The organism is Bombilactobacillus sp. ESL1094, from assembly GCF_058107425.1.
In genome coordinates, this window is sequence record NZ_JBYLUM010000001.1 from 315,793 (window position 1) to 329,694 (window position 13,902).

At 38.1% G+C, this 13,902-nt stretch carries 15 protein-coding genes; 1 reads left to right on the plus strand and 14 read right to left on the minus strand.

Going from position 1 to position 13,902, the window contains the following annotated elements; translation table 11 throughout:
* Nucleotides 1-27 precede the first annotated feature (27 nt).
* The 11 genes from AC3B5S_RS01675 to glmS all read right to left on the minus strand — a co-directional run bounded on the left by AC3B5S_RS01675 (nt 28) and on the right by glmS (nt 9,135).
* On the minus strand, nt 28-1,215 hold the full coding sequence (locus AC3B5S_RS01675) for an acetate/propionate family kinase (RefSeq protein WP_489757377.1): 1,188 nt from the start codon (nt 1,213-1,215) through the stop codon (nt 28-30).
* A gap of 4 nt (nt 1,216-1,219) precedes the next feature.
* Entirely contained in the window at nt 1,220-2,248 is a 1,029-nt protein-coding gene (locus tag AC3B5S_RS01680) for a class I SAM-dependent methyltransferase (RefSeq protein ID WP_489774857.1), read from the minus strand.
* A 220-nt stretch (nt 2,249-2,468) separates the two neighbouring features.
* A complete protein-coding gene (locus AC3B5S_RS01685; RefSeq protein WP_489774856.1) occupies nt 2,469-2,906 on the minus strand; it encodes a hypothetical protein in 438 nt (145 codons plus the stop codon).
* Nucleotides 2,866-3,177, minus strand: a complete 312-nt coding sequence (locus AC3B5S_RS01690) for a hypothetical protein (RefSeq protein ID WP_489774855.1) — start codon at nt 3,175-3,177, stop codon at nt 2,866-2,868. Before AC3B5S_RS01690 ends, AC3B5S_RS01685 begins: the two co-directional genes overlap by 41 nt.
* Nucleotides 3,167-3,634, minus strand: a complete 468-nt coding sequence (locus tag AC3B5S_RS01695) for a hypothetical protein (RefSeq protein ID WP_489774854.1) — start codon at nt 3,632-3,634, stop codon at nt 3,167-3,169. Before AC3B5S_RS01695 ends, AC3B5S_RS01690 begins: the two co-directional genes overlap by 11 nt.
* Nucleotides 3,600-3,911 (minus strand): competence type IV pilus major pilin ComGC, encoded by a 312-nt coding sequence (gene comGC / locus AC3B5S_RS01700; RefSeq protein WP_489757372.1) that lies wholly within the window; start codon nt 3,909-3,911, stop codon nt 3,600-3,602. Before comGC ends, AC3B5S_RS01695 begins: the two co-directional genes overlap by 35 nt.
* A gap of 3 nt (nt 3,912-3,914) precedes the next feature.
* Nucleotides 3,915-4,913: a type II secretion system F family protein gene (locus AC3B5S_RS01705; RefSeq protein ID WP_489757371.1), complete on the minus strand. Its 999-nt coding sequence runs from the start codon at nt 4,911-4,913 to the stop codon at nt 3,915-3,917.
* Nucleotides 4,882-5,853 carry a competence type IV pilus ATPase ComGA gene (gene comGA / locus AC3B5S_RS01710; protein ID WP_489757370.1) on the minus strand — a complete coding sequence of 324 codons (972 nt, stop codon included), beginning with the start codon at nt 5,851-5,853 and terminating at the stop codon, nt 4,882-4,884. Before comGA ends, AC3B5S_RS01705 begins: the two co-directional genes overlap by 32 nt.
* 107 nt (nt 5,854-5,960) lie before the next feature.
* Nucleotides 5,961-6,689, minus strand: a complete 729-nt coding sequence (locus tag AC3B5S_RS01715) for a YebC/PmpR family DNA-binding transcriptional regulator (protein ID WP_489757369.1) — start codon at nt 6,687-6,689, stop codon at nt 5,961-5,963.
* Nucleotides 6,690-6,762: 73 nt separating this feature from the next.
* Entirely contained in the window at nt 6,763-7,272 is a 510-nt protein-coding gene (locus tag AC3B5S_RS01720) for a VanZ family protein (RefSeq protein ID WP_489774852.1), read from the minus strand.
* Nucleotides 7,273-7,323: 51 nt separating this feature from the next.
* Complete coding sequence (gene glmS, locus AC3B5S_RS01725) at nt 7,324-9,135, minus strand: glutamine--fructose-6-phosphate transaminase (isomerizing) (RefSeq protein WP_489774851.1); 1,812 nt, start codon at nt 9,133-9,135, stop codon at nt 7,324-7,326.
* A 224-nt stretch (nt 9,136-9,359) separates the two neighbouring features.
* Between glmS and AC3B5S_RS01730 the strand changes: the two genes are divergently transcribed.
* Nucleotides 9,360-10,202 (plus strand): SPFH domain-containing protein, encoded by an 843-nt coding sequence (locus AC3B5S_RS01730; protein ID WP_489790003.1) that lies wholly within the window; start codon nt 9,360-9,362, stop codon nt 10,200-10,202.
* Between the two features lie 86 nt (nt 10,203-10,288).
* Here AC3B5S_RS01730 and AC3B5S_RS01735 read toward each other — a convergent pair whose 3' ends face one another.
* The 3 genes from AC3B5S_RS01735 to prfB form a co-directional block, all read right to left on the minus strand.
* Nucleotides 10,289-11,968, minus strand: a complete 1,680-nt coding sequence (locus AC3B5S_RS01735; protein ID WP_489757365.1) for a sensor histidine kinase — start codon at nt 11,966-11,968, stop codon at nt 10,289-10,291.
* Nucleotides 11,969-12,084: 116 nt separating this feature from the next.
* Nucleotides 12,085-12,753, minus strand: a complete 669-nt coding sequence (locus tag AC3B5S_RS01740) for a response regulator transcription factor (protein WP_489790004.1) — start codon at nt 12,751-12,753, stop codon at nt 12,085-12,087.
* 7 nt (nt 12,754-12,760) lie between these two features.
* Nucleotides 12,761-13,889 (minus strand): peptide chain release factor 2 gene (prfB, locus tag AC3B5S_RS01745; protein WP_489774848.1). Its coding sequence is split into 2 segments (ribosomal slippage): nt 12,761-13,816 and nt 13,818-13,889, totalling 1,128 coding nucleotides; the frame shifts between segments, so codons are not numbered across the junction.
* Nucleotides 13,890-13,902 lie beyond the last annotated feature (13 nt).

A 13,902-nucleotide genomic window follows, 5' to 3' on the forward strand; every position in this document is an offset into this window, starting at 1 on the left:
CTTTCATCAAATTCAATATTTAAATAACTATTTAACTAACCGCGCAAACTCCCGCGCAATCATTAACTCTTCATCAGTTGGAACGACTAACGCTTTAATCTTTGAATCAGGAGCAGAAATTACTCGGGCCCCATGACCATCGTAATTGGCGTCATGATCAGCTTTGACACCCATAAAGCTAAAGGCATTCATAACTTTTTCACGAATATGGGGATTATTTTCGCCCATCCCAGCGGTAAAGACTAAGACATCAACGCCCTGCATCTCAGCAATATAACTCCCAACATATTTCACAATGCGGTTAATAAAGACATCAATCGCTAATTGGGCATCTGGGTTTGTCTTGCGCGCCGCAATCAAATCCCGCATATCGGGTGAAATTCCAGAAATACCCTTTAAACCAGATTCATTATTTAACAGGTTAATCATCTCTTGCATATCAGTAATTTGCAATTTTTCCATTAAGAACGCCACCAATGATACATCAATATCACCAGCACGCGAACTCATTGTCACTCCAGCAATTGGTGTAAAGCCCATTGATGTATCAAAGGCTTGCCCATCTTTAATGGCTGTGACTGAAACACCGCTCCCCATATGCAAAGTAATCATCTTTAATTTATCATAATCAACATTTAACAGTTTGGCTGTTTCGTGTGAGACGTAATTATGGCTAGTTCCGTGAGCACCATAACGATGAGCACCATACTTTTTATCTAATTCACGGGGAATTGAGTAAATCTTATTCATTTCAGGTAAGTTATGATAGAAAGTTGTATCAAACACTGCCACCTGGGGTACTCCTGGTAGGATTTGGTTAAAAGCTTCCACACCTTTACGTTCCGCTGGATTGTGTAATGGCGCGTATTCATCAATTGTGGCTAATTTAGCCAAGTTATCTTCTGACAAAACAACTGAATCACTGAACACCGGACCACCAGAAACCACACGGTGACCAACTCCTGAAATATCTTGGATACTATCAATTACCTTCAATGCTAACAATTGTTTGATTAGTAAATCAACTGCTGCACTGTGCGACTTAATTGGTAATTGTTGCGTATGCTTTTGACCATCATAAGTAATTTCAAATGTTGATTGATCACTACCTAACCGGTCAACCATTCCTTTCGCAACAACTTGTTCATCTGGCATATTAAACAACTTAAACTTCAAAGTTGAACTACCAGAATTAACTACTAAGACTTTACGCATAACACTACTCTCCCCACTGAAAAGTTTTCTGACTCCAAGTTTGCAATTGTTGTTTAAATTGTGTTAAATCTTGCGCATCATCTAAATTAGGAATTTGCCCCATCAAAACTTCGGGAGATTGTTGTGCCAAAGCACCGTGCCGTTGCAACACTACCAGTGATTTGGCAGCTTCTGCGCTCGCAAACAATTTCGTAGGTAAGCTTAAAACTGCTTGTAAGTATACATCTTGAACCATCCACTCTGCCAAGTGTTTGGCTTGTTCTGTTTGAAAAATTTGCGACGGCACAACAAAGATACCGATTCCACCAGGCTGCACATTTTTCATTGCCTGCTCCATCAAAAGATGATGAGCATACGAATGTCCTTTTTGGGCCTTAGTTTGAAAATTAACAACATTATCATCAACCGGATAATAACCTACCGGTAAATCCGACAAGATCAAGTCAAAATCGCTCAATAACCAATCAGCAACCGCATCTTGATGATATAAGTCAACAGAAACTTTAATTGCTTGACTAACCGCATCAGCCAGCATCAACATTTGATCATCATTGTCCAAGCCATACATTTGTAAACTCAGCTCTGTGCTGTGCTGTAATTCATGATTAGTTTGGTACAGCAAATTACCCGTGCCAATCGCTGGATCCATGGTCTGCAAAACTTTTTTCGGATACTGCTGAAACACTTCTGTAATTACTAAGGAACAAAGAGTGGCAATAATATTAGGTGTCATTAAATGATTGACATCGACTTGATCCAACCGCTGTGCCTTAATAATTGCTAAATCTAGTGCTTCCTTGACTTCCTTAGTACTAAAAGTCGTTAAATCAAAACTTTGATATTGTTGATTTAAACTCTTAGCCTGCTCTTCATTCGGAAAACCATCCTCAATAAAAGTTGCTTGACTCAAAATATTTAAAATATTTTCGGATAAGGCATCTTGATAAGTCACCCGTAAATCTTGTTTTAATTCTTGCGTCGTTTGATCCACAAATTGATAAATTTGTTGAATCCGAGCTTGAGTTTGACTCATAGTCGTCTTCCTTTCACTTCACACTTCCATAATATCTTAGCGGAAGTTACTTCAATTAGCAAAGTTTATAATTTTTTCCGTATAAAGCTGATCTAATTGACGTTGTGTGTGTAATTCCGACTGGTAAAAATTCAAATAGACTATCAAGAATAAACATTCAACATTCAATAAAAAAATTGCACTAATTGATACCATAGCCTGCTGTTTTAAATGATGTTGCTTATTGGAAGTCAACATAATATTCCCACTTTCGACGATACTGGTCAATGGCTTTTATTTGTAAAATTTGATTTTTAACTTCTAAATGCAAATTTTTTTGCTTAATTAATAATGGCATGTGACCCTGGCTCACACCGGTGAGTCGTAACATATCATGATAAATCTGTAATTGATAAATTTTGTGCGGCAATTTAGCCTGCTCATCCGTTTTTATCACTACTTTAGTAGGCGTTGCTTGTTGGATACTAGCATGCTGGCTAATTTCCTCCAGTTCCAGCATCGCTACCACCCAATCACTACTAGCCCGAAACAAACTGACTTTTTGTTCATGATAAGTTGTTAGAAAATAAGCAATGCAAGAAAAAGTCAACATTGAAATAAATAAGGAGACTAATACTTCACTGAGTAAAAAAGCGGAATGTCTTTGTTTGAGTATCATAAGTTAAACCTACATTTTGACAAGATACTTTAATTAAATCCGTTCGTTGATTAAACGTATACTGTCGATTATCAAGTGTAATTTGTTGTAAATTTGGTTGTTGTAATTTTTGATACAGCGCGATTTTCAGACCCGTCTGACGCTGTGTTTCATGCAATTTCGTTTGCGTTGGTAAAATGCACAAGGGGATAATACTAATCGCTTGCAAAACTAAGAAGAACCCCAGCATACTATCAAGTAATAAAAAAGCGGCCTGCCGTTTATGTGGCAATTAATTGCCCCCATCCCATTTGAATTTTATAAATATACTTTTTATTTTTGGTGAAAAAAACAATCGTTGCTGGTGAAACTATCGCATCACCAGCGATTTCTAACTTTAATGCTCGCCCATGATTCGTATCAAACTCAAAAGTCATACTCTGCGGAAAATCTTGAATGATTGTTTGACCATTGGGCAAACCAATGCTGCGAAAATAAATTCGATGAGCTTGATTATCTAACAAAATGGTACATGAATGCTTCGTTATAAAGACCATTTTTAAGGCAGTGTGCCAATTATATTCAAACTTAGCTAAGGCTAATTGTTCTTGTTGGTCGACTAATTGTTCATGATAGTCATTAGTCGGAATTAACAAAATAGTGCACACTAAACCTAACGTGATGACTGCTTCTAACAAGGTAAAAGCTGCTTGACTATTTCTTAGGTCCTTGAACGGTGCCATTTTCAATGGTATAGCCATCTCCCTTGGCTTTTTTAGCTTGTGCTGCTGATAAATAATGATCTTGTTCTAATTGATCCCAACTAACATTGTTACCATCGTCGTACATATCAACCTGAGTTTGTAAAGTTGATTTAAAGGCATTATCAGTTTTGGACTGCGCCGAGTGTTTTTGCGTATTAATATTTGGAATAATGATTAATAATAATAGCGAAATAATAAACAAGACGATCACCATTTCGATCAAGGTAAAGGCAGACTGCTTTTTCGTCAATTTTTTCTTCATGATCTACAATCCTTTCATCATGGCATAAATTGGTAAGAGAATGCTTAAATATGTTCCTAGGATCATGACCGCAACTATTATGAAAAAGAAGGGCTGGATTTGATTAATTAACCGTTGAATTTGTTGTTGAACTTGTTGATACTTTAATTCAGCAATAGTTTGTAATTCAATCGCTAATTGTAATGTCGCATGCCCCAGATTCACGGCAATATTAATCTCTTTCGGTAATAGCGGACTCGTTTTAACAATTTCGTTCAAAGAAAGACCGTGAATGATTTGCTGTTGAATCTGCTGGGCCAAATCATATTGAATCGATCCGGGTGTTAACTTTTGGGCTGCTTGCAAAATTTCTTGCAAGGACAAACCACTTTTTAAAAAAGTCGCTAAAGACGTCAACAAAACATACTGATAATAATTTTGATAAATACGTCCTACAATTGGCCAGTGTAATTTATGCAAAGCTTGCTTTAATTCTGGCAATCGCCGTAAATAAAACAATTCTGTTAATAAACCACCAACAATTATTAAACCTAAAATTCCGAGAATTACCTTACTCCAGATAGATAAATGAATTTTAGGTAATTGTTGGGCCAATTCCACTTTTAAAAAAACTAATAATGTTGCTAAACTAATCAACAAAAATATTGGATAAGCTAATAAATTCAAAATTGTCCGAGTATTTTTTTGCCGCGTCTTTAAGGTTGCGGCATTTTCTTCTAAGCAGCGCACCAAATTACCGTGAATATCCGCAATCGTTATTTGACTAATAATTGTTTTGGATAGTCCTGTCACAATTAAAGCTTGATCTAACAGCATTCCCGCGTTTAACCGTTGCAAAACTTGGTTCAAAACCTGCTTTTGTTGCGGATAAATTATTTTTAACGATAGTAGTGCAATTTCTATCGAAAAGCCATTTTTAACTAATTTAGCCAATGTGGATAAAAATTGTGCTTGTTGGGCTACCGTCAATTTAACCGGTCTGTAATTGTTCAAAAACTTCATCACTAATCAATCCCTTTTGATAATCATGGTGTAATAATTGCTGCCAATCTTCAAAATTACTTTGCGGAATTTTAATGGCTTGCACCAAGTCATCATCTAACAAAACATCTTGATAAACTTTGACCGTTTGACTAACTAGGGGCACTAACCGCTGGTAAACCACGCAGTTTAAGACGGAATACATTTCACTTTGACTAATTCCGAGTTCCATCATCCGCCCAATGACGGCATACTTATTGCGTGCATGTACCGTTGATAAAACCAAATGTCCACTCAAAGCAGCCCTTAAAGCCATGCGTGCTGTGGTTTCATCTCTAATTTCTCCTAGTATTAAAACATCTGGTCGGTGTCGCAATGAAGTTTTGATTAAGTCTGCGTAACTCATTTGTGCTTGATTATTGACTTGAATTTGTAAAAAACTCGGTTCGATGATTTCAATGGGATCTTCAATCGTCAATACAATTTTCTGAGCGGCATATTGTTTCGTTAATTGATACATTGACGTTGTCTTCCCCGAACCAGTTGGACCACTAAATAAAATTAAGCCCCGGCGATTCATTACTTTAGCCCATTGCTTACGTAAAAGTGTCGGACTAGTATCAGACTTTAAAGGGTACAGTAAGCGAATCACTAAAGATTCCTGATTGGAAAAATTGCCGACTGTTGACAATCGTAAATTTAATTGTTGCTTTCGATAAGAGAAACTTCGAGCTCCTACTTGGGGCCGGCGGTGTTCACTGATATCCATATCCGAGCTAAATTTTAAATAATTAATCACACCTTGAGCAAACGCCGCATCCAAAATTTGATAATCATGTAAACCATCGAGTTCACGCATTTTCACTGCAAACTTGGAACCATGGGGCAGGAAAAAAATATCCGAAACTTCGCGTTGACAAGCAAATTCTAACAACTGTTGGGTATAAACTTCTGGTTGCATCTTTAACCTCCTTTCAGTTTAAAAATACCCGGAAAAACAAAAAAACTTTTCTTAAAATTAAGAAAAGTTTTTTATCGGAAATTTGTAATTTTTAGTTAATTAATAATTTAATCTTCTTCAGCAGCCGCCGTAAAGACTTCTGAAACATCATCATCATCTTCTAATTGATCAATCATGTGTTCAAATTGTTCTTGCTTATCTGCGGGAACTGGTACCGTGTTCTTAGGAATCATCGTTAAAGTAGCATTAGCTAATTGGTAACCCATTTTTTCCAAAGCATCCCGGACCTGCGTAAACTCTTTGGCTTCCGTATAGATTTCAAAAGCGTCATCACTAACTTCCAAGTCGTCAGCGCCAGCTTCCATCAAATCTTCTAGCATCTTATCTTCATCAGCATCCGTTGTTGAACGATCAATGACGATGTAACCTTTACGATCAAATAAATAAGACACTGAGCCAGCAGAGCCCATACTACCACCATTGCGGGTAATGGCTACTCGCACAGAAGTGGCAGTCCGATTCTTATTATCAGTCAATGTATTAACTAAGACTGCCACACCACCCGGAGCATAGCCTTCATAAGTGATTTCTTCATAGTTAGCGCCACCAGCACCGGAAGCTTTATCGATCGCCCGTTTAATATTATCTTTCGGCATATTAGCTGCACGAGCTTTATCCATCACCAAACGTAAGGAAGCATTGTTCGCTGGGTCAGGATCACCACCCTTTGCTGCCATGTAGATTTCACGTGACAGCTTTTGAAAAATTTTACCACGCTTTGCATCTTGAGCGTTTTTCCGCCCTTGAATGTTATGCCATTTAGAATGTCCTGACATTCGCTTACTCCTTCTTTCCGATTAGTATAATTAATAGACAAAACCTTTATAATCATACCAAATTTAACGTCTATCAGCAACGTTTTCTCCATAATTGCCAAAGCCATAAGAAAATATAGGTTAATCCGGCGCCAATAAAAGCTCCCAAACTATCCAACATGACATCTTGAATTAAGGGACTGCGGCCACTCGTCAACAATTGATGAAATTCATCTAACCCCGCTAAACCAGTAGTACTTAACCAACTCAGCCACGGAGCTAGGTGCCAATGCTTAACTTCATTTTTTAAAAATAAAGTTCCCACTATGCCTAACATTCCAAAGACACTCAAATGTGCTAATTTGCGAATGCCAAATTCAATTAATTTGTAATAACCAACCGTTGCCACTGCTTGGCGCTTATGACCATAAACAAAATCAATGTTTTGTAAAAACCGATTGCCTGGACGATTAGGTAAATAGTGCTTTAAGAAAGGTACTAGTGACTGCTGATGATAAGTCATGGATGAACTAATAAAAATTCCAATAATCAATACTACAATTAAAATTAACCACCAAATTTGTCGTAAGTGTACTTTTTTCATCTTAACCTCAACTAACGCTTTGCTGCATTAATTTTAATATATTCTCAAGATTTATTCCACCGTCACACTTTTGGCCAAATTACGGGGTTGGTCAACATCATTGCCTCGGTTTTTAGCAGTATAGTAAGCCAACAATTGAGCAGGAACAATCGCTACCAACACATTTAACAGCTCGCTTAACTCACTAAAAACAATTTGATCTGTAGCTAAGGCCAAATTACTTTGACTAATCACTAACGGCTTCGCGCCCCGACTGACAACTTCTTGAATATTACTTCTCGTATGACTAGCCGTCTCTTTTTCCGTGATAAAAGCAATGACGGGAGTCTCTTGTTCAATTAAAGCGATGGTTCCATGTTTCAATTCACCAGCGGCAAAACCTTCCGCGTGTAAGTAAGAAACTTCCTTTAATTTTAAAGCGGCTTCCAAAGAAACATAATAACCGTTACCACGGCCAATAAAGAAAGCGGCTGCTTGGTGATCAAAATACTGTTGCGCCAATTGGGCAATCTGATCTTTTTCATCGACAATGGTTTGCATGCCATTAGCTGCTAAAGCTAATTGTTGTTGTACATCAAAAGTTTGCGCTGCACTCAGTTGCTTACTTTCACCTACTGCTTGCGCTAAAATGGCTTGGACAGCAATTTGAGCTGTATAAGCTTTGGTTGATGCCACTGCAATTTCAGGGCCCGCATGTAACAACAAAGTAAAGTCTGCTTCACGTGATAATGTAGAATTGGCAACATTAGTCATTGTTAACGTCGGATAACCTAAGGCTTTAATCTTAACCAAAACTTGTCGACTGTCAGCTGTTTCGCCACTTTGACTTAAAAATAAGAAAAAGGGTTTGGCAGATAATTTGGGAATGTGATAACCGAACTCGCTGGCTAAAGCTACTTCCACTGGGATATCAGCCAAAGTTTCAAATAATTGCTTTCCAATTAACCCAGCATGATAACTTGTTCCGGCCGCCACAATATAAAGGCGATCGCTTTGTTTGAGCGCTGTCAATAACTGCGGGTCCATTTGAATTTGTTTTTGCTCAAAATAATGAGCCACAATTCGGCGCAAAACAGCGGGTTGTTCATCAATTTCTTTTAACATATAACTATCATACGTACCCTTAGACAAGTCATCGGCCGCTATCTGAACTTGATAAGTTGCTCGCTCAATAGGTTGATTGTCAATATCAAATAACTGCACTTGATCTTGTGTAATAATCCCCGTTTCGCCATCGTTAATTTCCATAAAATTACTCGTTTGCTTCAACATTGCCAAGGCATCCGAGCATAAATAGTTGGCAGTAGTTCCGACGCCGATTAATAATGGACTTTTATTTTTAGCAAAGAAGATCTGTTGGGGATTTTGGCGGTCCATTAAAGCAATCGCATAAGAACCCGACAATAATTGCACTGTCTGTTGTAACGCTTGTAAAGTTGTTAATTGTTTGGTCTGGACAAAGTAAGCAACTAATTGCACAATCACCTCGGTGTCCGTTTCACTATGAAACACCACATCAGCTAAGTATTTTTGCTTCAAGTCTGCACTATTGTTAATGACCCCATTGTGCACTAAATAAAAGCGTTCATCATTAGAAAATTGTGGATGGGCATTTGCTTGCGACGGCTGGCCATGTGTGGCCCAACGTGTATGTCCAATCCCCGTAGTTCCCTGAGGATAACTGGCAACTGCTTGTTTCAGATTATTAATTTTTCCCGAGCGTTTACATAAAAAGTCTTGCTGATCCGTGGTTGTTAAATAAATTCCGGCAGAATCATAACCCCGATATTCTAATTTTTCCAAACCTTCTAATAAGATTGTTTTTGCTTGTTCAGCTCCGGCAACGCCGACAATTCCACACATAAATGTTACTCCTTAAAAATTGGTATAGTCCTAAATCCGTTTTTTGATTGATTAGAACAGCTGAAATAATAGCTTTTTTTAAAGATTATGTCAACTTATTGAAAAATTGGTATACACCGATTGCTGATAAAATTAAGTTGCTTTTCTAAAATTAAATGTTTATCATTTAAATGTAAGCTTTAATACCTAAAAATAACTAATTAATTGCGTGAGGTGAAGGATTTATGCCCTTAGGAATCAAAATTATCGCCCAAAATTGTCAAGGCTTAGTGACCACCTTTGGCAAATATAAACGTAGCGTAACCCCTGGTTTACATTTTTATGTACCTTTAGCTCAAAAAATAACTTCGGTCAGTTTGGCCATGCGTCCCATCGAACTGCCCCACTACTCCATCATCACTAGTGATAACGCCGAGGTTTCAACTTCGGTAACTTTAAATTTCCACGTCACAGATGCAATCAAGTTTGAATACAACAATACTGATTCAGTTGAATCGATGGCCCAATTAGTACGCGGGCACCTCCGGGATATTATCGGGCGGATGGATTTAAACGCCGCTTTAGGTTCTACTGCACGTATTAATTCTGACCTCTCCAAAGCCATCGGTGACTTAACCAATATTTACGGCATTACAGTCGATCGTATTAACATTGACGAATTGTTGCCTTCCCAAGAAATTCAAAAGGCTATGGATAAACAATTAACCGCTGATCGGGAACGGATTGCCGCAATTGCTAAAGCGCAAGGTGAAGCAGAATCCATTCGTTTAACTAATGAAGCCGAAAATAACGCGTTAATTGCCACTGCTAAAGCCAAAGCACAAGCAACCAGAACACGGGCCAACGCTGAACAATATCGCATTGATACTATTCAAAAGGGATTAGATCATGTTGACGATAAATTCTTTCAAAACCAATCGATCGCTGCCTATCAAACATTAGCCACATCAGATACTAACTTAGTCGTCGTGCCTAACGACAGTAGCAACGATTTTGGTCAAACTGCTTTGTTAGCGCAAGCCATTCAAAAAAAGCAACCTTCGGCATCGGAACAAACTGAGAGTTGATTTTCATTAAATAATATCCAAACTAAAAAGACGAGGTGGGAGAATAAGCTGCACAAGCTTATCGTAATTGCCACCTCGTCTTTTTATCATAATGGTAATAATACGGTCACTGTCGTTCCTTGATTTAACCGACTAGTAAGGGTAATTTGCCCCTGTAATGCTTCGACGGCTTGTTGTGTAATAGCTAAACCTAAGCCTGTCCCACTAATCTGGTGATTACGTGATTTATCAGCACGGTAAAAGCGTTCAAAAACATGTTGTTGATCCTGCTTTGCAATACCGCTGCCAGTATCGCCAATTTTTATTCGTAACTGCTTGTTAATTGCATCATGTTGTATTTGAACATGAATCTGACCATTGAGGCGGTTATATTTCACTGCATTAGTAATTAAATTTTCCAAAATTTGCCGTAACTCCGCCCCAGCCAGCTTCACCCAAACATCCCCTTGAAATTTGGTCGTCACTTGTAACTGTAATTGCGCAATTTGGGGCTGTTGTTGCCGCAAAATTTGTTCGACTAGTGCTTGAACATTTACACGTTGACTATTTAACTGCGAAGTTTGTTCTAAACGAACTAGTGTCAGAGCATCTTCAATCAAATCCACTAAGCGCTGAGCTTCTTCTTGAATAATTTGAATAAATTGGGTATTTTTGACTGGATCATCTTGGGCGCCATTCAATAGCGTCTCGGCAAAACCTAAGATCGCTGTAATCGGCGTTTTCAATTCATGGCTAATATTCGCAATGAAATTTTTTTGCTGTTGTTCCAGTTGATGCACATGCGTTAAATCATACAAAATAACTATGACTTGGCGTTCTGTTAATGCTTGATCGCGGGCAATTTCAATAACATTGGCATCAACAAAACAATTGGAATCACCGATTAATTGAATTTCTTGATGATGATTTTGATTTTTGCGCAGCGTGTGTTCAATCATCCGACTTAAGGCGTAGGTTTTAATATCTTCAACAAAAGGATGTGGCTGATCAGCAATCTCTTTGCCTAAAATATCCACCAGCGCTTGATTATGCAAAATAACGTCTCCTTGTGCATCTAGCAACATAATTCCTAATGGCAAATGGCGTAATAAACTAAAAAAGCTTTGCTCCAACAGTTGATTAGTTGCTTCTAATTGGGTAGTGTATTGTGTCACGGCATTGACAGTTTTAATTAAATCTGTATATGGCGTATTATCTAAGGCAATTAAAGCCGGTGTGTGGCGCTTTTGGTTTAAGCGTTTTAACTTATCAATCGCGGCCTGCAGATATATTTTTTGATTGCGATCAGCTCGGAGTTGACTCGCCAACAAAATCAATAATAAAAACAAATAGCCACCGGAAAAAAGCCCAACTAAATTTGATCTAGCCCACACAGAAAGATATTTTTTGACAATCACTTTTCGCTTGGTTACCGCTGATGGTGTTAATAAATAAAAAATATATTTTTGTCCGTGAACTTTTTGAATCCGGTAAAGATGATTACTATCCAAGACATCTTGGTTCAATAACGTCAGCGCTTGCTTTTGTAAATCATTCTGCGGTCGTCCTTTTTTAATCGTCAACACCCGTAACTGATGATCGTCAGCCCAAGTAGCCAGCAATTGTGGTTTATTATCCTGATTTAAAACTTGATAATCTGCTTTTAAAGCCGTGATATGGTTGATTTGTTCTTGCTTATTGAATTGAATTAATATAAATAAACAAAAACCATAAATTAAGCCACCAAAAACCATTGTTCCTAAGATCAACTGCCGCTGTCGTTTCATATTATTCTCCTGAATTAATCATGGATTAAACGAAAAATTATCAGCTGTTTTACTTATTAATCATTAGACATTAATTGAAGATTTAACGAAATCATAGCAATACTTCTTGAATGATTTTAAATTGTTAAACGATAACCAAATCCGCGGATGGTTTGTAAATATTGTGGATCTTTGGGATTTTGTTCAATTTTATCACGCAAATGACTTACTTGGATATCAATTGCTCGAGAATCTCGATCAAGCTCAGCAGCCGTTCCCCAAAGATGTTCTCTTAACTGCTCTCGAGTTAAAGTGTGATTGGCATTGCTGTAGAAATAGTCAAATAATTTATACTCCGTTTTAGTTAACGCAATAGCTTGTTGGTTGACAATTACTTGAAAATTAGCCCGATCTAACTTTAACTTGTCAGACGTTACCGTTGTCGATTGCCGCCGCAAAATAGCATTAATCCGAGCGATTAATTCTGATAAGTTGAACGGCTTCGTAATATAATCATCTGCCCCCAGATTCAGACCTTGTACTTTGGTTTGTGCATCATCACGCGCTGTAATCAAGATGACTGGAATTTGATTATGTTGTGCTCGCAATTGCTCTAACACCTGTAAGCCATTAAATTGGGGCAGCATTAAATCTAGTAGCACTAAATCAAACGCTTGTTCTGCAATTTTTTGTAACGCATGTTGGCCATCAGTAGCTGTTTGCACCAGAAAATCATTTTGTTCCAAATTATATTTCACTAATTCTACAATTGCACGTTCGTCATCAACTACCAAGATTCTCTTCATGAGTTAATTACCCTTTTTCATTTAAATCCTGCTGACTTAACTTCCATTGCAAGTAAGCATTCATAAATTCATCTAAGTCACCATCTAAAACCGCTTGACCATTACCCGTTTCCATATTAGTACGGTGATCTTTGACCATCGTATACGGATGAAAAACATACGACCGAATTTGTGAACCCCAACCAATATCTAATTGTTCACCTTTGAGTGCCGCTTGCTGTTGGGCCTGCTGTTCCTGTTCACGTTGATACAATTTGGCACGTAACATATTCATAGCCGTCTCCCGGTTTTGTAATTGGGAGCGCTGAGCTTGCGAGCTCGTAACAATGCCTGTTGGCAAATGGGTGATGCGCACTGCCGAGGATGTTTTATTAATATGCTGGCCACCAGCTCCACTTGATCGGAAAACATCTACCCGTAAATCATCCGGATTAATCTCAATATTAATCGTTTGGTCTAACTCAGGCATAACTTCTACCGAAGCAAAAGACGTATGGCGCCTTCCAGCGGCATCAAACGGTGAAATCCGAACTAAGCGATGCACTCCATGCTCAGAACGTAAAAGGCCATAGGCATTATGACCTTTAATAATTAACGTCACACTTTTCAGACCGGCTTCATCACCAGCTTGGTAATCCGCCAATTCTACGGCAAAACTATGCTTTTTAGCCCATCGTTCATACATGCGTAATAGCATCGCTCCCCAATCTTGGGATTCTGTCCCACCCGCACCCGGATGAATTTCCAAAATTGCATTATGACTATCATAAGGTTCACTTAACAGTAAGGCAGTTTCATATTGTTGCAGTTGCTGCTGTAAATCCGTTAAATCTGTAACAGTGGTAGTCAATAATTCCTGATCGGTAGGATCTGCTTGCAGTAATTCGAGTGCAATCTGTAGATCCGCCAATTTCGTTTGCAGCTGGCGAAAATTATCATACTTTTCTTTTAAGACATTATTTTGAGCAATAATGGTCTGCGCGTGAACGCGATCTTGCCAAAAATCTGCTTGAGCCATGGCGTGTTCATTTAAAGCAATACTCTCTTGTAACTCGTCTAAGTCAAAGAGACCTCCCGAATTGCTCAATTTTTGTAGCTGCTTGACTTAGTTGTTCTTTAATATCCGCAAGTTCCATCTTTAAACTCCTA